At 70.8% G+C, this 23,736-nt stretch carries 19 protein-coding genes; 12 read left to right on the top strand and 7 right to left on the bottom strand.

The genetic code is table 11. The features are described from left to right. Positions 1-178: 178 nt before the first annotated feature. Positions 179-2,938, bottom strand: coding sequence for a DNA polymerase I (polA, locus tag IDM46_RS12740; RefSeq protein WP_185115973.1), 2,760 nt, complete (start codon positions 2,936-2,938; stop codon positions 179-181). Between the two features lie 71 nt (positions 2,939-3,009). Between polA and IDM46_RS12745 the strand changes: the two genes are divergently transcribed. The 4 genes from IDM46_RS12745 (at position 3,010) to IDM46_RS12760 (ending at position 4,969) form a co-directional block, all read left to right on the top strand. Beyond that, the gene (locus IDM46_RS12745; RefSeq protein WP_182824304.1) at positions 3,010-3,294 is read left to right on the top strand and encodes a DUF2782 domain-containing protein; all 285 of its coding nucleotides are present in this window, start codon (positions 3,010-3,012) and stop codon (positions 3,292-3,294) included. Beyond that, positions 3,285-3,983 (top strand): DUF502 domain-containing protein, encoded by a 699-nt coding sequence (locus IDM46_RS12750; protein ID WP_220486627.1) that lies wholly within the window; start codon positions 3,285-3,287, stop codon positions 3,981-3,983. The genes IDM46_RS12745 and IDM46_RS12750 overlap by 10 nt, the downstream gene beginning before the upstream one ends. 86 nt (positions 3,984-4,069) lie before the next feature. Next, positions 4,070-4,642 carry a manganese efflux pump MntP family protein gene (locus IDM46_RS12755; protein ID WP_182824302.1) on the top strand — a complete coding sequence of 191 codons (573 nt, stop codon included), beginning with the start codon at positions 4,070-4,072 and terminating at the stop codon, positions 4,640-4,642. 81 nt (positions 4,643-4,723) lie between these two features. Further along, positions 4,724-4,969 carry a hypothetical protein gene (locus tag IDM46_RS12760; RefSeq protein WP_182824300.1) on the top strand — a complete coding sequence of 82 codons (246 nt, stop codon included), beginning with the start codon at positions 4,724-4,726 and terminating at the stop codon, positions 4,967-4,969. Positions 4,970-4,999: 30 nt separating this feature from the next. Here the strand turns inward: IDM46_RS12760 and uvrD are convergent, their stop codons facing one another. From uvrD to IDM46_RS12775, 3 genes are all read right to left on the bottom strand, one after another. After that, a complete protein-coding gene (gene uvrD / locus IDM46_RS12765) occupies positions 5,000-7,180 on the bottom strand; it encodes a DNA helicase II (RefSeq protein ID WP_185115974.1) in 2,181 nt (726 codons plus the stop codon). 9 nt (positions 7,181-7,189) lie between these two features. Beyond that, positions 7,190-10,189: an EAL domain-containing protein gene (locus IDM46_RS12770; protein WP_185115975.1), complete on the bottom strand. Its 3,000-nt coding sequence runs from the start codon at positions 10,187-10,189 to the stop codon at positions 7,190-7,192. Between the two features lie 126 nt (positions 10,190-10,315). Then, positions 10,316-10,948 carry a TIGR00645 family protein gene (locus IDM46_RS12775; RefSeq protein ID WP_185115976.1) on the bottom strand — a complete coding sequence of 211 codons (633 nt, stop codon included), beginning with the start codon at positions 10,946-10,948 and terminating at the stop codon, positions 10,316-10,318. A 187-nt stretch (positions 10,949-11,135) separates the two neighbouring features. Between IDM46_RS12775 and IDM46_RS12780 the strand changes: the two genes are divergently transcribed. The 8 genes from IDM46_RS12780 to IDM46_RS12815 all read left to right on the top strand — a co-directional run bounded on the left by IDM46_RS12780 (position 11,136) and on the right by IDM46_RS12815 (position 21,926). Further along, positions 11,136-11,837 carry a glutathione binding-like protein gene (locus IDM46_RS12780; protein ID WP_185115977.1) on the top strand — a complete coding sequence of 234 codons (702 nt, stop codon included), beginning with the start codon at positions 11,136-11,138 and terminating at the stop codon, positions 11,835-11,837. A gap of 108 nt (positions 11,838-11,945) precedes the next feature. Further along, a complete protein-coding gene (locus IDM46_RS12785; protein ID WP_185116101.1) occupies positions 11,946-14,201 on the top strand; it encodes a DPP IV N-terminal domain-containing protein in 2,256 nt (751 codons plus the stop codon). 84 nt (positions 14,202-14,285) lie between these two features. Beyond that, positions 14,286-16,079 carry a DUF885 domain-containing protein gene (locus IDM46_RS12790; RefSeq protein WP_185115978.1) on the top strand — a complete coding sequence of 598 codons (1,794 nt, stop codon included), beginning with the start codon at positions 14,286-14,288 and terminating at the stop codon, positions 16,077-16,079. Between the two features lie 130 nt (positions 16,080-16,209). Next, on the top strand, positions 16,210-17,406 hold the full coding sequence (locus IDM46_RS12795) for a beta-ketoacyl-[acyl-carrier-protein] synthase family protein (protein ID WP_185116102.1): 1,197 nt from the start codon (positions 16,210-16,212) through the stop codon (positions 17,404-17,406). Then, the gene (locus IDM46_RS12800; protein ID WP_185115979.1) at positions 17,403-18,188 is read left to right on the top strand and encodes a beta-ketoacyl synthase chain length factor; all 786 of its coding nucleotides are present in this window, start codon (positions 17,403-17,405) and stop codon (positions 18,186-18,188) included. Before IDM46_RS12795 ends, IDM46_RS12800 begins: the two co-directional genes overlap by 4 nt. Further along, entirely contained in the window at positions 18,181-19,014 is an 834-nt protein-coding gene (locus tag IDM46_RS12805) for a glycosyltransferase family 2 protein (RefSeq protein ID WP_185115980.1), read from the top strand. Before IDM46_RS12800 ends, IDM46_RS12805 begins: the two co-directional genes overlap by 8 nt. After that, the gene (locus IDM46_RS12810; protein ID WP_185115981.1) at positions 19,014-20,633 is read left to right on the top strand and encodes an FAD-dependent oxidoreductase; all 1,620 of its coding nucleotides are present in this window, start codon (positions 19,014-19,016) and stop codon (positions 20,631-20,633) included. Before IDM46_RS12805 ends, IDM46_RS12810 begins: the two co-directional genes overlap by 1 nt. A 21-nt stretch (positions 20,634-20,654) precedes the next feature. Further along, positions 20,655-21,926, top strand: a complete 1,272-nt coding sequence (locus tag IDM46_RS12815) for a cation:proton antiporter (protein WP_185115982.1) — start codon at positions 20,655-20,657, stop codon at positions 21,924-21,926. A 51-nt stretch (positions 21,927-21,977) separates the two neighbouring features. On the opposite strand, the gene IDM46_RS12820 is transcribed toward IDM46_RS12815, so the two are convergent. The 3 genes from IDM46_RS12820 to IDM46_RS12830 all read right to left on the bottom strand — a co-directional run bounded on the left by IDM46_RS12820 (position 21,978) and on the right by IDM46_RS12830 (position 23,700). After that, complete coding sequence (locus tag IDM46_RS12820) at positions 21,978-22,454, bottom strand: hypothetical protein (RefSeq protein WP_185115983.1); 477 nt, start codon at positions 22,452-22,454, stop codon at positions 21,978-21,980. A gap of 96 nt (positions 22,455-22,550) precedes the next feature. Beyond that, the gene (fabG, locus tag IDM46_RS12825) at positions 22,551-23,291 is read right to left on the bottom strand and encodes a 3-oxoacyl-ACP reductase FabG (protein WP_185115984.1); all 741 of its coding nucleotides are present in this window, start codon (positions 23,289-23,291) and stop codon (positions 22,551-22,553) included. Between the two features lie 7 nt (positions 23,292-23,298). Beyond that, a complete protein-coding gene (locus IDM46_RS12830) occupies positions 23,299-23,700 on the bottom strand; it encodes a phosphotransferase (protein WP_185116103.1) in 402 nt (133 codons plus the stop codon). Positions 23,701-23,736: the final 36 nt, after the last annotated feature.

The raw sequence follows: 23,736 nt of genomic DNA on the forward strand, positions 1-23,736 counted from the left end.
AGAAGCCGTCGTTCCGGGGTTGATCAGCTCCAGGGGAGGGAGTGATCAGTGACAGACCTTGCATCTGTCACGGGCTATATGACCACCGCGCACATTGATAGTTCGTGAAGAACTTCGTTAACTTTCTGTTGGATTCAGCGGGCGTTTAGCGGGCTGTCAGCCACTGATCCTGAATGCGTCAATGCGCCTGTTCCCAGTTGTCGCCGATGCCACTGTCGACAACCAGCGGCACGCGCAGGGCCGCTGCGCCGATCATGCGCTGGACTACCGCCGGCAGCAGCGTATCGACGAAATCCGCATCGCATTCGAACACCAGTTCATCGTGCACCTGCAGGATCATCCGCGCGCGATCGACGTGCCCCGACAGCCATTCATCCACCGACACCATCGCGCGCTTGATGATATCGGCCGCGGTGCCCTGCATCGGCGCGTTGATCGCGGCGCGTTCGGCGCCCGCGCGCTGCGGCTGCGTGCCGCGGCTGATGTATTCGAGGTAGAGGCGGCGGCCGGACACCGTTTCCACGTAGCCCTGTTCGCGCGCCTGCGCGCGGGTTCGCTCCATGAAGTCGCGCACGCCCGGATAGCGCGAGAAATACAGCGCGATGTAGTCCTGCGCCTCGCCGCGCGGGATGCCCAGGTTGCGCGCCAGGCCGAACGCGCCCATGCCGTACATCAGCCCGAAGTTGATCGCCTTGGCGGCGCGGCGCTCGTCGCCGGTGACTTCTTCCAGCGTGCGACCGAACACTTCCGCCGCGGTCGCGCGGTGGATGTCGGCACCGGCCTCGAACGCCGCGACCAGGCCGGCGTCCTCCGACAGGTGCGCCATGATCCTCAGCTCGATCTGCGAGTAGTCGCAGGCCACCAGCTTGCGGCCCGGAGGCGCGATGAACGCGGTACGGATGCGGCGGCCGTCCTCGGTGCGGATCGGGATGTTCTGCAGGTTGGGATCGCTCGACGCCAGCCGCCCGGTGGCGGCGCCGGCCTGCTGGTAGCAGGTATGCAGGCGGCCGGTGTCGGGGTTGACCATGTCCGGCAGCTTGTCGGTGTAGGTGCCGCGCAGCTTGGCCAGGCTGCGGTAATCGAGGATCACGCGCGGCAGCTCGTGCAGGTCGGCGATCGCCTCCAGCGCCTCTTCGTTGGCCGACGGCTGGCCTTTCGGCGTCTTCACCAGCGTCGGCAGCTTCAGCTCGTCGTAGAGCAGCGCGCAGACCTGCTTGGGCGAGTCCAGGTTGAAGGTACGTCCGGCCAGTTCGGTGGCGCGCTGCTGCAATTCGAGCATGCGCCGGCCGAGTCCCGCGCCCTGGCGGCGCAGTTCGTCGCCGTCGAGCAGCACGCCATTGGCCTCGATGCGCGCCAGCACCGGCACCAGCGGCATCTCGATGTCGCGGTACACGCCCGCCAGCCCCGGCTCCTCGGCCAGCCGCGCCGACATCACGCGGTGCAGGCGCAGGGTGATGTCGGCATCTTCCGCCGCGTAGCGCGTGGCGTCGTCGATGGCCACCTGCGAGAACGGAATCTGCCTGGCGCCCTTGCCGGCGACGTCCTCGTAGGCGACGGTCTGGTAGCCGAGTTCACGCCGCGCCAGCGAATCCATGTCGTGGCGCGCGCGCCCGGAATCGAGCACGAAGCTTTCAAGCAGCGTGTCTTCGGCGTAGCCCCCGACTGCCACGCCGTGGCGGCGCAGCACGTGCAGGTCGTACTTGCCGTTCTGGCCGACCTTGCGCACCGCCGGATCCTCCAGCAGGGGCCTGAGCGCATCGAGCGCTTCGGCGCGTGGCAGCTGCGCAGGCGCGCCGGGGTAGTCGTGGCCAAGCGGCAGGTAGGCGGCGTGGCCCGGCTCGAGGCAGAAGCTGATGCCGACCAGGTTGGCGCGCATGGCGTCGAGCGCGTCGGTCTCGGTGTCGAGCGCGAACAGGCCGGCGGTGCGCAGGCGCGCGATCCAGTCGTGCAGCTGCGCGGACTCGAGCACTGTTTCATAGCGTCCGGGTGCGGCGAGCGCAGGATCGGTCGGCGCCGCCGGCGCGCTCGGCGCCACGAACCCGGCACCGGGGCGCGTGAACCCGGCACGCGCCGGCACCACACCCGCGGCGTTGCCGCCATCGAGCTCCTTCAACGCCTGCACGAAACCGTAGCGCTGGTAGAGCACGCGCAGGGTGTCGGTGACGGGCTCGCGCAGGCGCAGCGCGTCGGGTTCCAGGCCCAGTTCGAGATCGGTGCGGATGGTGGCCAGGGTGCGGTTGAGCGGCAGCCGGGGCAATGCCTCGCGCAGGTTGTCGCCGATCTTGCCCTTGACCTCGGCGGCATTGGCGATCACGCCGTCCAGCGAGTCATAGGCCGCCAGCCACTTGGCCGCGGTCTTGGGCCCGCACTTGTCGATGCCTGGGATGTTGTCGACCGCGTCGCCCATCAGCGCCAGGAAGTCGACGATCTGGTCGGGGCGCACGCCGAACCTGGCGATCACCGCCTCGGCGGAATCGGTGCGGCTGCCGCTCATGGTGTTGACCAGCGCCACGCCCGGGCGCACCAGTTGTGCGAAGTCCTTGTCGCCGGTGGAGATGGTGACGTCGATGCCGTCGGCGGCGGCCGCCAGCGCCAGGGTGCCGATCACGTCGTCGGCCTCCACGCCCGGCACGCGCAGGATCGGCAGGCCCAGCGCCTCGACGATCTCGCACATGGGTTGCAACTGCAGGCGCAGGTCGTCGGGCATCGGCGGACGATTGGACTTGTAGGCCGGGAAGATGTCGTCGCGGAACGTCTTGCCGGGCGCGTCGACCACGAAGGCCACGAAATCCGGCTTTTCCTTCAGCGTGGTGCGCAGCATGTTGACCACGCCGAACAGCGCGCCGGTCGGCTCGCCCTCGGCGTTCGACAGCGGCGGCAGCGCATGGAAGGCGCGGTAGAGGTAGGAGGAACCGTCGATCAGGACCAGGCGCGTCATGCCGCGGATTCTACGTGGTCGCCGCGAGGCGGGGCTGGCGCATAATCACGGCCTGTCCCGGGAGATCTGCCATGCGCCTTGCGACCACCCTGCTCGTTGTCCTGGCCCTTGGCGCATGCGCCAGCATGGGCGATCCCGTGACCGGGATCCCGGCCGATGCCGTCGAAGCCACCCGCACCGAATCCAATGGCGACGTGGTCACCGAGTACCGCGTCGATGGCCGCCTGCGCGCGCTGAAGATCATCCCGTCGCGCGGCGCGCCGTACTACCTGTTCGACCGCAACGGCGACGGCATCGTCGACGACGAGCGCGACGGCGTGTCCCCGGTCTACTTCAAACTGTTCGAGTGGAACTGAAGACAGCCGGCGGCGCGGCGCCCGCGGCGCTCCCTGACGGCAAGCGCCTCAATCCGCTGCTGGGCACCTGGCTGACCGGCCTGCTGGCGGTGCTGCCGCTGGTGCTGACCGTGGTGCTGCTGGGCTGGGCGGTGGGCATCGTCAACCGCTTCATCGGCCCGAGCAGCCTGTTCGGCCGTTCGTTCACCGTGTTCGGCGACTGGTTCGCGGCGCACCCCCTGCTGGCCTACCTGTTTGGCACTTTGCTCGTGCTGGTCGCCATCTACGTGCTCGGCCTGCTGGTGCAGTCGCGCCTGAAGGCGCCGATGAAGGCGCTGCTCGACGGCACCATGCGCCGCATCCCGCTGGTCGGCAGCGTGTACGCGCTGGCCGACCGTTTCGTGTCGGTGATCGGCGATCGCCAGGAGGCGGACATCGCGGCGATGAGTCCGGTGTGGTGTTTCTTCGGCGGCGACGGCGTGGCAGTGCTCGGCCTGCTGCCCAACCCGGAACCCGTGCACATCGACGGCCGCATCTACCTGACGGTGCTGGTGCCCACCGCGCCCATCCCGGTCGGCGGCGGGCTGCTCTACGTACCAGCGGAGTGGGTGAAACCGGCCGATTTCGGCATCGACACCCTGACCAGCGTGTACCTGTCGATGGGCATCACCCTCCCGCGTGGTAAAATTCCGCGTTCCGTCGGGGAGTAGGTTGGCGAGACCATCGGCACGCAGGTGCGACCTCCGGGTCGGGCACGCCGCGTGCCGTTGTCCGCACGCCCGACCCTGGACCCCGCATGCATCCACTTTCGATCCTCCTGCTCGGCATCGCCATGTCGACCGACGCGTTTGCCGCCGCCGTCGGCAAGGGCGCGGCGATGCGCACGCCGCGGCTGCGCGATGCACTGCGCGCCGGGCTGATCTTCGGCGTCATCGAAGGCCTGACGCCGCTGCTCGGATGGGCACTGGGCAATGCGGCGGCGCCCTACGTGCGTGCCTGGGACCACTGGATCGCGTTCGTGCTGCTGGTGCTGCTGGGCCTGCGCATGATCCGCGTGGGACTGCGCGACGATGACGCCGTCACCGAATCACCCGGGCACCACCACCGCTTCTGGGCGCTCGCCGCCACCGGCCTGGCCACCAGCATCGACGCGATGGCGGTCGGCGTGGGCCTCGCCTTCCTCGACGTCAACATCCTGGTGGTGGCCGCGGTGATCGGGCTGACCACGCTGGTGATGGTGACCCTGGGCATCCTGTTGGGTCGGGTGCTGGGCGCGCTGGCCGGCAAGCGCGCCGAGATCGGCGGCGGCATCCTGCTGGTGGCGATCGGCTGCTTCATCCTCTACGAGCACATGACCGCCGTGGCGTGACCGGCGTCACGCACAGGTCCGCTTCACGCCGCGTACAAGGCGCGGGCAACAGACTTGCGGCAACCATGTCCCAGGAATCGCATGTACGGTCGCGAGCGACGCAAGCCGCGGGCCAACGAGCCTGCCGCGCTGCGCGCCGGTCTCACCCCGGCACAATTGAAGGCACTGGAGACGCTCGAACATTTCAGCTGGACGCTGAAGTTCGTGCGCCGGCCGATGTTCCAGGATCCCATCCCGGTGGTGGTGGACCGGCATGGCACGCGCCATGCGGTGCTGCTGGCCGACGGTTCGCTGGACGAGTCGCCGGATTTCGTCATCCGCGACTGACGCGCGCGCCGCGCGACTGGCGGTCCCCGCTCACGCCGGCTGCAGCTTGGCGTAGGCCATCACCAGCCACTTGCTGCCGACGTCGTCGAAGTTGACCTGCACGCGCGCATGCGCGCCGGCGCCCTCGATGTCGGTCACCACGCCACCGCCGAAGCTGGCATGCATGACGTTCTGCCCGACCATCAGGCCCGCGGAGTCCTCGACCAGCGCATGGCCGTGGTCACGCCGCGGCGTGGGCGTGTAGCGCGGCCGCTGCACCTGCACCTTCGGCCGCACGTCGTTGATCAGGGTGGGCGGGATCTCGCGCAGGAAACGCGACGGCATGCCGTACATGTCCTGGCCGTGCAGGCGCCGCGTTTCGGCATGGCTCAGCACCAGCTTCTGGCGCGCGCGGGTGATGCCCACGTAGGCCAGCCGCCGCTCCTCTTCCAGGCGCCCGGCTTCCTCGATGGAACGCGTGTTCGGGAACAGGCCTTCCTCCAGCCCGGCCAGGAACACCAGCGGAAACTCCAGGCCCTTGGCGCTGTGCAGGGTCATCAGCTGCACGCCGTCCTCGCCGGCCTGGGCCTGGCCTTCGCCGGCCTCGAGCGCGGCGTAGGCCAGGAAGGCGACCAGGTCGTCCATCCCGGCGCTGTCGTCGTCATCGCCGCGCACGAAGCGCGACGCCACCGACACCAGTTCGTCCAGGTTGTCGACGCGCGAGTCGAGGCTGCCCTTGGACTCGCGCGCATAGTGCTCGCGCAGGCCCGACCGCAGCAGCACGTGGTCGATCTTGTCCTTCAATGGCAGGTCACCAAGTTCGCCGCCGATCGCGGCGATCAGCGCATGGAAGGCCGCCAGCGCGTTGCGCGCGCGGCCGGCCAGCCCGCCCGCCTGTGCCTCGCGCACCGAAGCGTCCCACAGCGACACGCTGTCGCGGCGCGCGCGCATGCGCACCTCGTCCAGGGTGCGGCCACCGATGCCGCGCACCGGCGTGTTGACCGCGCGTTCAAAGGCCGCGTCGTCGGCGTGGTTGGCGACCAGGCGCAGGTAGGCCAGCGTGTCCTTGACCTCGGCGCGCTCGAAGAAACGCACGCCGCCGTAGACGCGGTAGGGCAGCTGCGCGGCGAGCAGCTTCTCCTCGATGATCCGCGACTGCGCATTGCTGCGATAAAGCACCGCGCAATCGCCGTGGCTGCCGCCGTCGCGCACCCACTCGCGGATGCGACCGACGATGTATTCGGCCTCGTCGATCTCGTTGTAGGCCGCGAACAGGTCGATCGGGTCGCCCTGCCCGCTCTCCGTCCACAGGCGCTTGCCGAGGCGCTGCGGGTTGTGCGCGATCACCGCGTTGGCGGCGTCGAGGATGCTGGCGGTGGAACGGTAGTTCTGCTCCAGGCGGATGGTCTGCGCGCCGTCGAAATCCTGCAGGAAGCGCTGCACGTTCTCGACCTTGGCGCCGCGCCAGCCGTAGATCGCCTGGTCGTCGTCGCCGACCACGAACACCTGGCCGGCCTCGCCGGCCAGCAGCCGCACGAAGCCGTACTGGATGGCATTGGTGTCCTGGAACTCGTCCACCAGCAGGTGCGCGAAGCGCTGGCGGTAGTGCGCCAGCAGCACCGGGGTGTCGCGCAGCAGCTCGTGTGCACGCAGCAGGATCTCGGCGAAATCCACCAGTCCGGCACGGTCGCAACGCTCCTGGTAGAGCGCGTAGGCCTTGAGCATCACCGACGACCATTCGTCCTGGCCGTCCTGGATGTGCGCCGCGCGCCGGCCCTCGTCCTTCTGCGCATTGATCCACCACGCGATCTGCCGCGGCGGGAAGCGCGCCTCGTCCAGCTCCAGCTGCTGCACCACGCGCTTCACCAGCCGCAGCTGGTCGTCGGAATCCAGGATCTGGAACGCCTCGGGAAGTTTGGCGTCCTGCCAGTGCAGGCGCAGCAGGCGGTGCGCCAGGCCGTGGAAGGTGCCGATCCACAGGCCGCGGCTGCCGTGGCGCAGCAGCGCGTCGGTGCGGTGGCGCATCTCGGCCGCCGCCTTGTTGGTGAAGGTCACCGCGAAGATGCCGTGTACCGGCACCGCGTAGACCTCGTTCAGCCAGGCGATGCGATGGGTGAGGACGCGGGTCTTGCCCGACCCGGCACCGGCAAGCACCAGGTAGTGGCCGGGAGGCGCGGAAACGGCCTCGCGCTGGGCCTCGTTGAGGCCGTCGAGCAGGTGGGAGACATCCATCGGCGCATTTTACGCGAGGCCGGCCGCTTCCCCCGCGGTCCGCGTCGACGGCGCATCGCCGAGCCGCTCCAGCACGACGTCGAAGGCGGCCGGACGCGCCAGCAGGAAGCCCTGGAACTCCTCGCAGCCGCGCTGCAGCAGCCAGTCGTGCTGGTGCCGGGTTTCCACGCCCTCGGCCACCACGCGGAGGCCGAGGCCCTGCGCCATGCGCAGGACCGCGATGCAGATCGCCTCGTTGTCGGGATCGCGCCCGAGGTCATGCACGAATGAACGGTCCAGCTTCAGGCGCTGCAGCGGCAGGTGCTTGAGGTAGGCAAGGCTGGAGTACCCGGTGCCGAAGTCGTCGATCGCCAGCGACACGCCGAGCGCGCTCAGCGCCTCCATGTCGCGCCGGGCACCATCGGGACTGGCCAGCAGCACGCTCTCGGTCAGTTCCAGTTCGAGCGCGCCGCGCGGCAGCCGGTACTGGGCGAGCACCTGGGCGACATCCTCGACCAGCCGCTCCTGGAACTGCAGCGCCGAGATGTTGACCGCCATGCGCAGCGCGCCCCAGCCGCAGGCCTCGAGCCGGCGCCAGCAGCGCGCGGCTTCGCGCAGCACCCAGCGGCCCAGCGGCAACACCAGCCCGGAGTCCTCGCAGGCAGCCATGAACGCGTCGGGGCCCAGCAGCCCGCGCTCGGGGTGACGCCAGCGCACCAGCGCCTCCATCCCGTGCGGGGTGCCGTAGGCGCCGAACTGCAGCTGGAAGACGAGCTCGAACTCGTCGCGCTCGAGCGCCTGGTGCAGTGCCTGCACGAGGGCAAGGCGGTTGCCGGCCTGCGAGTCCATGTCCGGCCGGTAGCCGACGCTGCGGTTGCGCCCCAGGCGCTTGGCCTGCGCACCAGCCTGGCTGGCCGCGCGCAGCAGCGTGGTGCCATCTACGCCATCGCCGGGGTGGCAGGCATATCCAAGGCTGGGCGTCACGTGCAGCGCGATGCCGCGCACTTCGCTGGTGGCAGCCACCGCGGCGCGCAGCGCTTCCACGCGCGCCGGTACCTCGCCGCTGTCCCGGTACTTCAGCAGGATGCCGAACTCGTCGCCGCCCAGCCGCGCCACCTGCGCACCGGTGCCCGCGGCGCGCTCCAGGCGGCGCGCCACCAGCACCAGCAGTTCGTCGCCGACATCGTGCCCCAGGCTGTCGTTGATCAGCTCGAAACGATCCAGGTCGAGCTGGCAGACCGCCACCAGCCCGTCGCCATCTTCGAGCGCCGCGTCGATGGCGGCGGTCAGCCGGTCGCGATTGGCCAGGCCGGTCAGCGTGTCGTGGCTGGCCCGGAAGACCAGTTCCTCGGCGGCGCGCCTGCGTGCGGTGATGTCGGTGACCACGCCGACGAAATGCGTGGCCTTGCCCTCGTCGTCGAACACCGGCGACATGCGCACCTGCATCCAGCGCGGCAGCTGCTGGCTGTCAACGCCCGCCACTTCCACCCGCACATCTTCGGCCCGCTCCAGTCCCACCAGGAGTTCTTGGCGCGCGCCGGCATCGGCGATGGCACTGCGGGCCGCGCTTTCGGCCGTAGGCTCGAGGGCGGCCTCGACGCCGGTCAGCCGTTCGAACGTGGCATTGCCGTACACCAGCACGCGCCGCGCGCCCTCGACGATGAACAGGCCTTCCTCCGACGCTTCGACCGCGCGCCGCAGCAGACGCAGGTTGGCCTCGGCGCGCTGGCGGTCGGTGACGTCCAGCGACAGCACCAGCCGCGCCGGCCGCTCGTCGAACGACGCCAGGTCGCGGGCGAACACCAATGCGCTGAAGGTGCTCGCATCCTCCCGGCGCTGCACCCAGATGCGCCGCCCGTTGGAATGCGGGTAGGCAAGCATTTCCGCGCGGATGTCGTCCACCGAGCCTTCGCCGAGCAGCGCCCCGACGCTCATGCCGAGCATCGCCTCGCGGGAGTAGCCGTACTGCTGCAGCGCGGTGTCGTTGGCCTCGAGGATGACCAGTGTTTCGCGGTCGTAGACGAATGCCGGCAGCGGGTGCTGCTGGTAGAGGAAGCGGTACTGCGCCTCGGCATCGCGCACACGCTCGCGCAGGTGGCCCACGGTATGCGCGTTGGCGGCGATGCTGCGCCGCATCCGCGACTCGCGCTGTGCCGCGCGGCGCAGGAAGCGTATCCCGACCAGGAATGCCGCCAGCAGCAGCAGCATGCCCAGCGCCAGCGTTGCGATGAAGGTCCACCAGCCGCCATACAGCGCATTCGGCGTCATGCCGACGGTGGCCAGCAGCGGCCGTCCCTCGACCGCGCGGTGGGCGACGATCCTGCGGATGCCATCCATCCGGCTCCGCGATTCGATCGCGCGCGGGTTGCCCGCCGCCACCGCACGGAACACCGGCGAGTGGCGGGCGTCCAGGCCGGCGTGCCGGGTGCCCGTGTCGGAGCGGGCGATGAGCATGCCATCCGCCGTCAGCACGGAGGCCACCCCCCCCTTGCCGAGTTCGTGCGCGCCCAGCAGTTCGCTGAACAACTCGGTGTCGAGGTTGGCACGCAGCCACAGCGCGTGGCTTGGTGATGTTCCAATCAGCATGGCGAGAGGCATTGCCCAGCTGCCGTCGGGACCGGAGCCAGGCGTACCCAGATACAGGTGGCGCGTGGCGTGCGCGCCGGGCGGCAGCCAGGCCGGGGCTGTGGTCTCGACGCCCAGGTCGCGAAGGCGGGGATTGCCCGCGGTGATGTCGGCCATCGTCTTGCGCGCCAACCCGGGCGCGATGTCCGGGGCCACCTCGCGGATCCCGGCCAGGATATCGGCTAGGCCGCGGAAGGAACGCTCGATGCTGTCGACCTTCCCGGCCACCTGTCGCGCATGGCTGTCCACCAGCGCCTGCACGTAGCGCTCGCCGGCTTCGCGGCGCACGCGCAGGTCGTTCCAGGCCACTGCCACCGCGGCCACCAGTACGCACAGGATCAGGGCGCCGCCGACCCGCCACGCCCGACGCTGGCGCGCGTCGGCCAGCCCGATGGCCTCAGGCACCCGCAGGTCCGTTCAAGACTCAGGTCCGTTCAAGGTCCGGGCGCCGGCGGGGAGGGATGCCATGAAGTCATGCTGAACGCGGTGATGTCAACGTGAGGTGGTGGGTTCCCAGGCCTCAGCCCGCGATCAATGGGCGTGCTCGCGGCGGCTGGCGGATCCCGTCATCAGCTTGTCGGTCCAGGCGATGCCCATCGCCGACAGGATGAAGGCGAAGTGGATCACGGTCTGCCACAGCACGCCCATCTCGGTGGCGTTGGTGCAGGCCTTGCCCTTCAGGCCCGCCGCAGCCGCGGCGGCCACCGCGGCAATGCCCTCCGCCGACATGCAGTACGGCAGCCCGCTGCCGAGCGTGCCTGCTTCGATGAACGTCTTCAGCAGGTGGATGGACGAGATGCCGATGATCGCCATGGCCAGCTTCACCTTGAGCACGCTGGCATTCACGTGCGACAGCCATTCCGGCTGGTCCGGATGGTCCTTCAGCCCCAGCCGCGAGACGAAGGTCTCGTAGCCGCCCACGATCACCATCACCAGCAGGTTGGAGATCATCACCACGTCGATCAGGCCGAGCACGATCAGCATGATGTCCTGCTCGCCCAGCGACGGCGTCAGCTGGATCAGGTGCAGCAGCTCCTTGCCGAACAGGAACACGTACACGCACTGCGCGGCGATCAGGCCCAGGTACAGCGGAAGCTGCAGCCAGCGCGAACTGAAGATCAGGTGGGGCAGCAGGCCGAGCCTGGGCGCTGGGGGTCGTGACATCGGGATCCTTGGCGAGGGAAAAACCGGCGAAGCGTAGCGGCCGGCCGGCAGCGCTGCCAAGCGCCGTGGCGCGCGCCCCGCCAGCGGGCGCTTGCCGGCGCCGGCATGACGCAGCGTTGCGGCGCCCTGCGCGCAACGGCGAAGGCTGCCGGCCTAGACTCGACTCCCCCACCGCGAGGAGCCCCGCATGATCGACCTCCACTACTGGCCGACACCGAACGGCCACAAGGTCACCCTGTTCCTCGAGGAGGCCGGGCTGGAGTACCGCATCCGACCGGTCGACATCGGCAAGGGCGCGCAGTTCGAGCCCGGGTTCCTCGCCTTCTCGCCCAACAACAAGATGCCGGCGATCGTGGACAGCACGCCTGCGGACGGTGGCGCGCCTCTCAGCGTGTTCGAGTCGGGCGCGATCCTGCTGTACCTGGCGGAGAAAACCGGCCAGTTCCTCCCGACCGACCTGCGTGGCCGCGCCGCCACGCTGGAGTGGCTGTTCTGGCAGATGGCCGGGCTGGGCCCGATGACCGGGCAGTACGGCCATTTCAATGTCTACGCGCCGGAAAAGATCCCGTACGCCATCGACCGCTACACCCGCGAAGTGGAGCGCCTGCTGTCGGTACTCGACAAGCGCCTGGCCGGGCGCGCCTTCCTCGCCGGCGACGCCTACACGATCGCCGACATGGCCGCCTATCCGTGGATCGCGCCCTACACCAGCGCGCCGATCGACCTCGCGCCGTTCGCCGAGTTGCGCCGCTGGCAGGCCGCGATAGCCGCGCGCCCGGCCACGCAGCGTGCCTACGCGCTGGCGGCCCAGGTGAATCCGGACCTCGACAAGCCGATGTCGGACGCGGCGAAGGCGCAGCTGTTCGGCCAGGGCGCGCGCCGCGACTGACAATGCACCCGCGCCGCGCCGCGCCGCTTGCCTCGCCTGCGGGCGGGGCGGGCGCGGGCGCGGGCTTGCGGCATGATGGCCACCTCCACGATTTCCCGGACGCCCCCGATGCGCCTGCTGCTGGCCACCGCCCTGATGACCCTGACCTTCGCCCACGCCCATGCCGCCCCGCCCGCCGCCGCGACGCCCACCGCCTCGCGGCTGACGCTCGAGGCGATCACCAGCGACGCACCACTATCCGGGCCGACCCTGCTGAAGCCGCAGGTGGCACCGGACGGCTCGCGGGTGACGTTCCTGCGCGGCAAGGACACGGACCGCAACCGCCTCGACCTGTGGGCCTATGACGTCGCCAGCGGCGAGACCGCGCTGCTGGTCGATTCCGCGGTGGTGCTGCCCGGCACCGAAGTGCTCAGCGACGAGGAGAAGGCGCGCCGCGAGCGCCAGCGCATCGCCGCGCTGTCGGGCATCGTCGACTACCAGTGGGCGCCGGATGCCCGCCAGCTGCTGTTCCCGCTCGGCGGCGAGCTGTACCTGTACGACCTGTCCAGGGATGGCGCCGACGCCGTGCGCCGGCTCACCAGCGGCGGGGGCTTCGCCACCGATCCGAAGGTGTCGCCGCTCGGCGGCCATGTCAGCTTCGTCCGCGGCCGCAACCTGTGGGTGATCGACCTCGCCGACGGCCGCGAGCGGCAGCTGACCCATGACGGCAGCGCGACCATCGGCAACGGCGTGGCCGAGTTCGTCGCCGACGAGGAGATGGCGCGCCACACCGGCTACTGGTGGGCGCCCGACGACTCGGCGATCGCCTACGCGCGCATCGACGAATCGCCCGTTCCCGTGCAGAAGCGCTACGAGGTCTACGCCGACCGCACTGAAGTCGTCGAGCAGCGCTACCCCGCCGCCGGCGACGCCAACGTGCGCGTGGAACTGTTCGTGGCGCGGCTGGGCACGGATGCGCCGCTGCGCATCGACCTCGGCGCCGACCCCGACATCTACCTCGCGCGCGTCGACTGGCGCGACCCCGAGCGCCTGACCTTCCAGCGCCAGTCGCGCAACCAGCGCCGGCTGGAGCTGGTGGAAACCACGCTCGCCAGTGGCCGCCAGCGCACCCTGGCCACCGAGACCGCAAAGACCTGGGTGCCGCTGCACGACAGCCTGCGCTTCCTGCGCGACGGACGTTTCCTGTGGTCGTCGGAGCGAGACGGCTTCGAGCACCTGTACATCGCGTCCGAGGACGGCCGGTCGATGCAGCAGCTGACCCGCGGCGACTGGCCGGTGGACCGCCTGGCCGCAGTCGACGAGGACAAGGGCCTGGCGTACTTCATCGCCGGGCGCGCGTCGCCCACGCAGTCGGCGCTGTATGCCGTGCCGCTGGCGGGCGGCGACATCGTGGCGCTCGGCTCGCAGCCGGGTACGCACGCCATCAGCTTCGCGCGCAACGCCAGCGTCTACGTCGACAGCTGGTCGAACACGCGCACGCCGCCGCGCATGGACCTGCACCGCGCCGACGGCAGCCTGGTCGCCGCGCTGGTCGACAACGACCTCGCCGATCCCGCGCATGCGTACGCGCCGTACCGCGCCGCGCACCTGGCCACCGAATTCGGCACGCTCACCGCGGCCGACGGTCGCACGCCGCTGCACTACAGCGTGGTCAAGCCCGCCGGTTTCGACCCGGCCCGGCAGTACCCGGTGGTGGTGTTCGTGTACGGCGGCCCCGCCGCGCAGACCGTGCTCGACGCCTGGCCGGGCCGCGCCGATGCGTTCTTCAACCAGTACCTCGCGCAGCAGGGCTACGTGGTGTTCTCGCTCGACAACCGCGGCACGCCGCGGCGCGGGCGCGACTTCGGCGGCGCGCTGTACGGCAGGCAGGGCACGGTGGAAGTGGCCGACCAGCGCGCCGGCGTGGCCTGGCTGCGCGCACAGCCCTGGGTGGATGGCGCGCGCATCGGCGTGCACGGCTGGTCGAACGGCGGCTACATGACGCTGATGCTCCTGGGCCAGGCGCCCGACGACTTCCGCTGCGGCATTGCCGGCGCGCCGGTGGCCGACTGGGCGCTGTACGACACCCATTACACCGAGCGCTACATGGACCTGCCGGACGCCAACGTCGACGGCTACCGCCACGCCAGCGTGTTCACCCACCTCGATGGCATCCGCGACGACGCGCTGCTGCTGGTGCACGGCATGGCCGATGACAACGTGCTCTTCAGCAACGCCACCGGCCTGATGTCGGCGCTGCAGAAGCGCGGCACGCGCTTCGAGCTGATGACCTACCCCGGCGCCAAGCACGGCCTGCGCGGTGCCGATGCGCTGCATCGCTACCGGCTGGCCGAGCGTTTCCTCGGCAAGTGCCTCGCACCCTGACACGGACCCATGACCTGCGGCCCGTTGCGGGTCGCGGCAGCGGGGGTTAGCGTCGCCGCTTCTCCAGCACGGATCCACGCCGCCATGAAGACCCTCGCCCTCGCCATCATGCTCGCGCTGGCCGCGCCGGCCACTGCCTACGCCCAGGCACCCGCGCCCGCGCCCGCGCCGGCCAAGGCGACCGCGGCAACGCCGGCCTGGGTGACGCGCAGCAACGAGCATGCGCAGGTGCTGATCGACGCCCAGGCGAAGTTCGCGCCCGAGGGTTTCTCGTTCTTCGGCATTCCCGGCCTGGATACGCTCACCGCGGACCTCGGCCCCGACAACGGCGCGCGCTTCCGCGCCGCCACCGCCACCGCGCGCGCCGAACTGCAGCGCCGCCTGGAACTGGAGCGCGACGCCAACGTCCGCCAGGACCTGGCGATCATGATCCGCGCCGCGGACGAAGCGATCGCCAGCAGCACGCTGCAGGAGCGGATGGTGTTGCCGTTCGCCGACGCGCCGCAGCTGGTGTTCCAGGGCATCAACGGCCTGCTCTCGAAGCAGGTCCCCGCCGAGCGCCAGGCACACGCCCGCGAGCGCCTGGCGCGTTACGTGGGCCTGGCCCCAGGCAGCACCCCGGTGATGGTCCAGGCCCGCCAGCGCTACGAGGAGCGCGCCGGCGACGCGTCGCTGCTGCGCCCCACGAAGCTCGAGGTCGAACAGGCGCTGCAGAACGTCGATACCTACGCCGCCGGGATCCGCGCGCAGTTCGCCGAGTACGGCATCGACGGCGTGGACGAGTCACTGGCGGCGCTCGACGCGCAGTCGAAAGCCTATGCCGCCTGGGTACGTGCCGACGTACTGCCGAAGGCGCGCACCGAGACGAAGCTGCCGCCGGAGCTCTACGCCGAGCGCCTGCGCCAGGTCGGCATCGACATCGACCCGCTGGTGCTGGTGCAGCGCGCGCAGCTGGAGTTCATGGAAACGCGGGCGATGATGCAGCAGCTCGCAACGCTGGTGGCGAAGGAGAAGGGCATCGCGGCCAGCGACTACCGCGAGGTGATCCGCGCCCTGAAGCGCGACGTGATCCCCAACGATGCGCTGGAGCGCGAGTACCGCGTGGCGATCGACGCCATCGACCCGATCATCCGCGAGCACGGCATCGTCGACGTGCCCAACCGCCCGATGCAGATGCGCCTGGGTACGCCGGCGGAAAGCGCCGCGCAGCCGGCGCCGCACTTCCGGCCGGCGCCGCTGGTCGGCAACACCGGGCAGCAGGGCACGTTCGTGCTGCCGCTGGGCAACCCGGCGCTGGGTCCCGAGGCCGCCTATGACGACTTCAACTATCCATCTGTCGCCTGGACGCTGAGCGCGCACGAGGGCCGCCCCGGGCACGAGCTGCAGTTCACCGCGATGGTCGAGCGCGGCATTTCGCTGGCGCGCACGCTGTTTGCGTTCAACTCCGTCAACGTCGAAGGCTGGGCGCTGTACGCGGAAGCCGAGATGGTGCCGCATGAGCCGATCGACGGGCAGCTGATCGCCCTGCAGTTCCGGCTGATGCGTGCGGCGCGGGCGATGCTCGACCCGATGCTCAACCTCGGCCTGATCGACCGCGAACGCGCCAACCGCCTGCTGCTCGACGACGTGGTGCTGTCGCCGGCGATGGCCCGCCAGGAGATCGACCGCTACACCTTCAACTCCCCCGGCCAGGCCGGCGCCTACTTCTACGGCTACACGCGCATCCTCGAGCTGCGCATGGAGACCGAACTGGCGCTGGGCAAGCGCTTCGACCGCCTGGCGTTCAACAACTTCCTGCTCGACCAGGGCCTGCTGCCGCCGGATCAGCTGGCGGACGCGGTGCGCACCCAATTCATCCCCGCCCACGCCGGCAAATAGTCCTGAACCCCGCCCCCCGCGCCGCGGGGGACGGGCCCCCTGCGCACTGCCGTTGCAGGGCGCGTGGATATACTCGGCGACTTTCCGTCCGCGAGCCCCCGCCGTGTCGCCATCGCAGTCCCTGTCGCCCATCCCGGCGCTGGCCATCACCGCCTACACCGCCACCACCGCGCTCGGCCGTGGCCGCGCCGCGCAGGAAGCGGCGCTGCGCGGACGGCGCAGCGGGCTGCGGCCCAACGACTTCGGCCGCGACCCGCTGCCGACGTGGATCGGTCGGGTCGACGGCCTCGAGGACGCGCCGCTGCCCAAGGCCCTGGCGGAATGGGACTGCCGCAACAACCGGCTGGCGTGGATGGCGCTGCAGGCCGACGGCCTGCTCGACGCGGTGGCGGCCGCGCGCACGCGCCATGGCGCGGAGCGCGTGGCGGTGGTCATCGGCACGTCGACCGCCAGCATCGGCGCGACCGAAGACGGCTACGCGCGGCTTGAAACCGGCGCGGACGGCGTGGCGCGCTTTCCGCCCGACCTCACGCGCCCGATCGTGCATACCCCGCATTCGCCCGGCGACTTCGTGCGCGTCGCCACCGGCCTGCGCGGCCCCTGCGTGACCGTGGCCACCGCCTGTTCGTCGAGCGCCAAGGTGTTCGCGCAGGCGGCGCGCCTGCTCAACGCCGGGGTCGTGGATGCCGCCCTGGTCGGCGGCGTGGACACCCTGTGCGGCAGCGTGCTGTTCGGCTTCAACGCACTCGGCCTGGTGTCGTCGGCGCCGTGCCGGCCGTTCGACCGCGACCGCGACGGCCTGTCGCTGGGCGAGGCCGGCGGCTTCGCCCTGCTCGAGCGCGCCACCGCCGGCCACGGCGGCCTGCAGCTGCGCGGCTACGGCGAATCCAGCGACGCCCACCACATGTCGTCGCCGCATCCCGACGGCCTGGGCGCCAGCCTGGCGATGCGCGATGCGCTGGCGCGCGCGGGCATCGCCGCCCGCGAGGTCGGTTACCTCAACCTGCACGGCACCTCCACGCCGGCCAACGACACCATCGAGGCACGCGCGGTCGCGGCGCTGTTCCCCGACAGCCTGCACGCCAGTTCCACCAAGGGCTGGACCGGGCACACGCTCGGCGCCGCGGGCATCGTCGAGTCGGTGTTCGCGCTGCTCGCGCTCGAGCACGGCCTGCTGCCCGGCATCCTGCACAGCACCCTGCATGACGAGGCCTGCGGCGCGCAGATACGCTTCGACAATGCCGAGGACACGACCATCCGCTACGCCATGAACAATTCCTTCGGCTTCGGCGGCAACAACAGCGCACTGGTCTTCGGCCGCGCATGAGTACGCTCGTCGCGCGCATCGAGGGCATCGGCTTCTGGCTGGACGGGCTGCCGAGCTGGGCCGATGCCGTCACCCACGCCGCCACCGGCACGCTCGGCGCGGAAGGCGGAAAGCCGGTCGCACGGCTGCTGGCGCCCAACGAGCGTCGCCGCGCGCCACCGTCGGTCGCCGTGGCCCTCGATGTGGCGCAGGCCGCCTGCGATGCCGCCGGTCGCGCTCCCGCCGACCTGCCCTCGGTGTTCACCTCCACCCACGGTGACCTCGGCATCACCGACTACATGTGCGCGACGCTGGTCAGCGACCCGCGCGCGTTGTCGCCCACGCGCTTCCACAATTCCGTGCACAACGCGGCCGCGGGCTACTGGACCATCGGCGCCGGCTGCCTGCACCCGGCCACGGCGCTCACCGCCTACCGCGCCAGCTTCGCGCAGGGCCTGCTGGAAGCACTTTCCCAGCTGGCGTGCGGCGATCCGGCGGTGCTGCTGGTCGCCTACGACACCTCCGATGTCGGGCCGCTCGGCCAGGTATCGCGCAGCGAAGGCCTGCTGGGTGCCGCGCTGGTGCTGTCGACCGACAACGGCGATGCACCGGGCACGCGCCTGCGCGCCACCCTCACCGACGGCACGGCGCCCGCGAGCCGCGGCGCGCTCGCGCAGCGCGGTGCCGGCAATGCGATGGCGCCGATGCTGCCGCTGTTTGATGCGCTGGCCACCGGCGGCGACCTGGTGGTGCTGGACGCCGGCGGCGGGCGCGTGCTGCGCGTGGAGCTGGCGCATGGCTGATCCGTCACGGCTGGGCCGCGACAACGTCGCGATCGTGGTGCCCGCGCTCAACGAGGCGCTGCGCATCCGCGAGGTGGTGGAGGGTGCGCTGGCGCAGGCCGCGCGTGTGATCCTGGTCGACGACGGCTCCGACGACGGCACGGTGGACCGCATCGCCGACCTGCCGGTCACGGTGCTGCGCCATGCGCGGCGCATGGGGAAGGGCGCGGCGCTGCGCGCGGGGTTCGCCGAAGCCGCGCGCCAGGGCGCGCTGGCGGTGTTGACCATGGATGGCGACGGCCAGCACGACGCCGCCGACATCCCGCGCCTGATCGCTGCCGCCAACCGCCACCCGGGCTGCGTGATCGTCGGGGCGCGGCTGCGCAAGCGCGCAGCGCAGCCGCTGCACCGGCGCATCGGCAACGACTTCGGCGACTGGGGCCTGGGCTGGGCCTGCGGCTTCCGCGTGGTCGACAGCCAGAGCGGCCAGCGCCTGTACCCGCGCGCGGTGTTCACCCTGCCCGACGTGCCAGGCGAAGGCTTCGTGTTCGAGGCGCAGATGCTGGTGTCGGCCGCGCGCAGCGGCGCCCGGGTCGTCGCGGTGCCCATCGAGACGCGCTATGCGGCCGCCGATGCACCGCTCGCGTTCCGCAAGAGCCATTTCCGCCTGGTGCGCGACCTCTGGGCGATCACCTCGCACGTGGCGCGGCAGGTGCTCGAGCCCGGTGATCTCCTCGCAAGATACGCACGGACCCGGCGCCAGCCGCCGGTGATCGATGACGTGGCCGGCGACCCCCTTCCCCCGCTGGCGCCCGAAGGCGCCGGCACAACCGGAGGCCGTCACTGATGGCTGATGCAGCGCGTGTCGACGTCGCCATCCTCGGCGGAGGGCTGGCCGGGCTGACACTCGCGCTGCAGCTGCGCCAGGCGGATCCAGGCCTTTCGGTCACGGTGCTGGAACGGCGCAGCCACCCGGCGCCGGAGGCCGCGTTCAAGGTCGGCGAGTCGACCGTGGAGATCGGCGCGCACTATTTCGCCGAGACCCTGGGCCTGCGCGAGCACCTCGACGCGGCGCAGATCCGCAAGTTCGGCTTCCGGTTCTTCTTCTCCGACGGGCGCCGCGACATCGACCGCTGCACCGAAATCGGCGTCAGCCAGCTGTTGCCGACGCCCTCCTGGCAGATCGACCGCGGCCGCTTCGAAAACATGCTTGGCGAGCGCGCGGGCGCGCTGGGCGTCGATTTCCGCGATGGCGCCATGGTGCGCACGGTGGCACTGGGCGAAGGCGACGGCGACCACCGCATCACCTGGACCACCGGCAGCGACACGCACTCGCTGCACGCGCGCTGGGTGGTCGACGCCAGCGGCCGCGCGGCGATCCTCAAGCGCCAGCTGGGCCTGGCCGAAGCCAACGGCCATGACGCCAACGCCGCCTGGTGGCGCGTGGACGGCATCATCGACCCGAACGACTGGTCCGACGATCCCGAATGGCGCGCGCGTTGCACGCCGCCCGACCGCTGGCGCTCGACCAACCACATGTGCGGCCCGGGCTACTGGTTCTGGCTGATCCCGCTGGCCTCGGGCGCGCACTCGCTGGGCATCGTCTGCGACGCCGGCATGCATCCGCTCGACGGCATGGACACCCACGCCAAGGCGATGGACTGGCTGCGCCGCCACCAGCCACGCGTCGCCGATTCGCTGGATGCGGCCGGCAACGCGCTGATGGACTTCCGCTTCCTGCGCCATTTCTCGCACGGCTGCCGCCAGGTGTTCGGCGAGCGCTGGGCGCTGACCGGCGAGGCGGGCCTGTTCCTGGATCCGTTCTACTCGCCCGGCAGCGACTTCATCGCCATCGCCAACAGCTACATCACCGACCTGGTGGTGCGCGACCGCGCGGGCGATGCGTTCATGCAGCACGCCAAGCTGTACGAGCAGCTGTATTTCTCGTTCTATGCCAATACCATGACGCTCTACCAGGACCAGTACCCGCTGTTCGGCGACGAGCAGGTGATGCCGGTCAAGGTGATCTGGGACTACACCTTCTACTGGGCGCTGCTGGCGCCGGTGTTCTTCGCCGGGCGCATCGCCGACATCCCGATGTATGCGCGGCTGCGCCCGTTGTTCGAGCGCTGCAGCGCGCTCAACGCCGCGCTGCAGCCGCTGCTGCGCGAGTGGGGCGAGCGCAACGGCCCGGCGGCGACGGCCGGCCCCGGACGCCAGCTCGACCAGTACCTGATCGACTGGTTCCGCGAACTCAACCGCAGCCTGTGCGACCAGCTCGACGACGCCGCGTTCGACGCGCGCATCGCCGCCAACATCGAGCGCATGGGCGAGCTGGCCGCGGAGATCCTCGCGCAGGCGCGGCGCTCGCATCCCGGCATCGGCGACCATGGCCTGCAGGCGCTGCTGGCGCCGTCACCCGCCGGCGAAACGCTGCTCGCACCCGCCTGGTACGGCGCCGCCTGATCTCCGCATCCCAGGACCACCATGCACCACAGCCCCCTGCTCCTGCAGCTCGTGATCATCCTCGCCACCGCGCGCGCCTGCGGCCTGCTGCTGCGCCATGTGGGCCAGCCGCCGGTGATCGGCGAGATGGCGGCCGGCCTGCTGCTGGGGCCGATCGTGTTCGGCGCCTGGTTTCCTGACATCCACGCGGTGGTGTTCGCGCGGGAGTCGCTCCCGGGCCTGTCCTCGCTCGCCGAGCTCGGGCTGGTGTTGTTCATGTTCATCGTCGGCGTGGAGTTGCGCGCACCCAATGGCGTGCGTGCGCAGCTGCGTTCCGCGGGCCTTGTAGGCGTAGCCAGCGTGCTGGTACCGATGGCGCTCGGCTTCGCCGCCGCGCCCTGGCTGCACGCCTACGCCCCGCCGGGCGTCGGGTTCTTCCCCTTCGCACTGTTCATGGCGGCGGCGATGTCGATCACCGCCTTCCCGATCCTGGCGCGCATCCTGAAGGAACGCGCCATGACCCACACGCCACTCGGTCGGCTGGCGCTGAGCGGCGCGGCGATCGCCGACGTGCTGGCCTGGGTGATGCTGGCGCTGGTGGTGGCCATGGTCGGTGCCGGCGACGGCTATGCCGGATTCATCCGCACCACGGTTGGCCTGGCGCTGATGGCGGTACTGGTGTTCGGCGTGCTGCGTCCGCTGTACGGCTGGCTGCTGCGCACCCACGCCGCCGATGGCGTGCCGTCGCTGATGGTGCTGGCGGCGCTGCTGATCGGCGCCTTCGCCTGCGCCGCGGTCACCGAATGGCTGGGCGTGCACGCGGTCTTCGGCGCGTTCCTGTTCGGTGCGTGCCTGCCGCGAGACGATCGCCTGCTGAGGTCGCTGATCGACCGCGTGGAGTACCTGGCGATCGTGGTACTGATGCCGATCTTCTTTGCCCTGGCCGGGCTCAACACCACCCGTGACGCGTTCGTGGGTGCGGGCCTCGGCGCGATGGCGCTGATCCTGGCAGTCGCGGTGCTCGGCAAGGTGCTGGGCGGGGCGATCGGCGCGCGACTTTCCGGCCACGGCTGGCGCGAGAGCTTCGCGGTGGGATCGCTGATGAACGCGCGGGCGCTGATGGAACTCATCGTGATGAAGGTCGGCCTCGACGCCGGCATCATCGGCCCGGACCTGTTCACCATGCTGCTGGTCATGGCCATCCTGACCACCGTCATGACCGGGCCACTGCTCAGCCTGTCGCTGGGGCGGCGCGCCCCGTCCATTGCCGCTGATGGCACGGTGCCGGTGGCGGACCGGTCGACCCCCGGCTGATCCCGTCGGTCAGCGCACGCCGGTCAGGGCGCGCTGGTCACGATGCGCTGGTCAGGGCGCGGGGGTCGGTGCCACCGGCGCCTGCAGCGGCGGCGGGTTTGGCACGTAGATCGCCACGCCGCGGCCCAGCTTCTGGCGCGGACTGATGCTGACTCCGATCCCGGCGCTGGTGTGGCTGCTGCCACCGAAACGCCCGCCGCCGGCGCCCACGCTCACGCCCCTGCCGCCATGGCCGTCGGCGGTGCCCTGGAACAGGATGCCGTTGGCGCCCAGCGATGCGGCCTCCTCGCGCAGCTTGCGCAGCACCGCATTGGTCTTGTTCTGCTCGCCGTAGGTCAATGCCCCACTGCTGGTTTCCAGGATCGCGACCTCCTCGAACGCCACCGGCGGCGCGCCGTAGTACACGCGGACCTGGGCGGGATCGATCGGCGCGCGCGGCGTGCCGGTGAGGATGTGCGAGGACGCGCAGCCGGCCAGCAGCAACACGGCGCTGGCAGCGGCGAAGCGGAATGCGTGTGTGGCGGTCATGGCGGCACCTGCGCGGGCGATGGATGGAAATCATCCGCCGGCGATGATGAACCCTGCGTCAGCGGGCCGCAGGATGCGGTCGCCGGCCTCCGTCGCTCAGCCCATGCCGCCGTTGACGCCGATCACCTGGCCGGTGACGTAGCTGGCCGCCTCCGAGCACAGGAATGCGATCACCGCCGCCACTTCGTCCGGGGTACCGGCACGTCCCGCGGGCACCATCTGCTTTACCAGCTCCGGCGCGAACGCGGCCTCGGCCATGCGTCCCGCGATCACGCCCGGCGCGACCACGTTGACGGTGATGTTGCGCGACGCCATCTCGCGCGCCAGCGATTTCGACGCGCCATGCAGGGCGGCCTTGGCCGCGGCGTAGTTGGCCTGGCCACGGTTGCCGAGCACCGCGGCGACGCTCGACACGCTGACGATGCGCCCCCAGCGCGTCCGCGCCATGGGCAGCAGCAGCGGCTGGGTGACGTGGAAGAAGCCGTGCAGCGAGACGTCGATGACGCGCTTCCACTGCGCGTCGGACATGCCCGCCATCGGTGCGTCGTCGTGGATGCCGGCGTTGTTGACCAGCACCTGGACGGGGCCGCCGGCGAGCAGGCCGTCGATCGCGGCGCGCGTGGCGTCGCCGTCGGCAACGTCGAAGGCGACCGCGTCGGCACTGCCGCCTGCTTCTCGGATCGCATCCGCCACCGCCTGCGCACGCGCGAGGTTGGCATTGCCGTGCACGACCACGTGCAGGCCGGCCGCGGCCAGCTGCCGGCAGATCGCGCCGCCGAGGTCGCCGCTGCCGCCGGTGACCAGCGCGCGACGTGGAGCGTGGTTGGATGTGTTCATGCGCGGATTATCGCGGCATCGCCGCGGCGTCCGCGAGCATCACCGCCGCGCGCCCCTCGGCCAGCAGCACGCCGGCATGGTGGATGCGGAACGCGTACTGCTGGCTGGCCTCGCCTTCCATCAGCAGCTCGGCCTCGCACTCCAGCGCGCCGGCCAGGTGATCGATGCGGGCGCAGTGGAGCTCCACGCCGCGCAGCGCGACCAGCATGCCGGCGCGCGCGGCATCGCCACAGGATGCGCGCGCGCGCAGGCCGCCGTGCACCGCCATCGCCTGCGCGCCGTACTCGCACAGGTGCACCGCGCGCAGCATGTCGCCGCTGCGCAGCGGATGCGCGGGATCGCGGTGGTTGCCGGCGCGCAGGCGGATGCGGGTGGCGTCGAAGTCGAGCACTTCGTCCCACAGGCACATGGCGCCCTGGTGCGGGATGAGCGCGAGGATCTCCTG

Origin of the sequence: Luteimonas sp. MC1825 (genome assembly GCF_014764385.1) — a bacterium.
In the GTDB taxonomy this organism is placed as follows: Bacteria; Pseudomonadota; Gammaproteobacteria; order Xanthomonadales; family Xanthomonadaceae; genus Luteimonas.

Excerpts from the sequence above, each read along its gene's own strand:
- polA (WP_185115973.1), bottom strand. The coding sequence starts at position 2,938 with ATGACGCGCCTGGTCCTGATCGACGGTTCCTCCTACCTCTACCGCGCC.
- IDM46_RS12745 (WP_182824304.1), top strand. The coding sequence starts at position 3,010 with ATGCGCCTTGCGACCACCCTGCTCGTTGTCCTGGCCCTTGGCGCATGC.
- IDM46_RS12755 (WP_182824302.1), top strand. The coding sequence starts at position 4,070 with ATGCATCCACTTTCGATCCTCCTGCTCGGCATCGCCATGTCGACCGAC.
- IDM46_RS12760 (WP_182824300.1), top strand. The coding sequence starts at position 4,724 with ATGTACGGTCGCGAGCGACGCAAGCCGCGGGCCAACGAGCCTGCCGCG.
- uvrD (WP_185115974.1), bottom strand. The coding sequence starts at position 7,180 with ATGGATGTCTCCCACCTGCTCGACGGCCTCAACGAGGCCCAGCGCGAG.
- IDM46_RS12775 (WP_185115976.1), bottom strand. The coding sequence starts at position 10,948 with ATGTCACGACCCCCAGCGCCCAGGCTCGGCCTGCTGCCCCACCTGATC.
- IDM46_RS12780 (WP_185115977.1), top strand. The coding sequence starts at position 11,136 with ATGATCGACCTCCACTACTGGCCGACACCGAACGGCCACAAGGTCACC.
- IDM46_RS12785 (WP_185116101.1), top strand. The coding sequence starts at position 11,946 with ATGCGCCTGCTGCTGGCCACCGCCCTGATGACCCTGACCTTCGCCCAC.
- IDM46_RS12790 (WP_185115978.1), top strand. The coding sequence starts at position 14,286 with ATGAAGACCCTCGCCCTCGCCATCATGCTCGCGCTGGCCGCGCCGGCC.
- IDM46_RS12800 (WP_185115979.1), top strand. The coding sequence starts at position 17,403 with ATGAGTACGCTCGTCGCGCGCATCGAGGGCATCGGCTTCTGGCTGGAC.
- IDM46_RS12805 (WP_185115980.1), top strand. The coding sequence starts at position 18,181 with ATGGCTGATCCGTCACGGCTGGGCCGCGACAACGTCGCGATCGTGGTG.
- IDM46_RS12810 (WP_185115981.1), top strand. The coding sequence starts at position 19,014 with ATGGCTGATGCAGCGCGTGTCGACGTCGCCATCCTCGGCGGAGGGCTG.
- IDM46_RS12815 (WP_185115982.1), top strand. The coding sequence starts at position 20,655 with ATGCACCACAGCCCCCTGCTCCTGCAGCTCGTGATCATCCTCGCCACC.
- IDM46_RS12820 (WP_185115983.1), bottom strand. The coding sequence starts at position 22,454 with ATGACCGCCACACACGCATTCCGCTTCGCCGCTGCCAGCGCCGTGTTG.
- fabG (WP_185115984.1), bottom strand. The coding sequence starts at position 23,291 with ATGAACACATCCAACCACGCTCCACGTCGCGCGCTGGTCACCGGCGGC.
- IDM46_RS12830 (WP_185116103.1), bottom strand. The coding sequence starts at position 23,700 with ATGTGCCTGTGGGACGAAGTGCTCGACTTCGACGCCACCCGCATCCGC.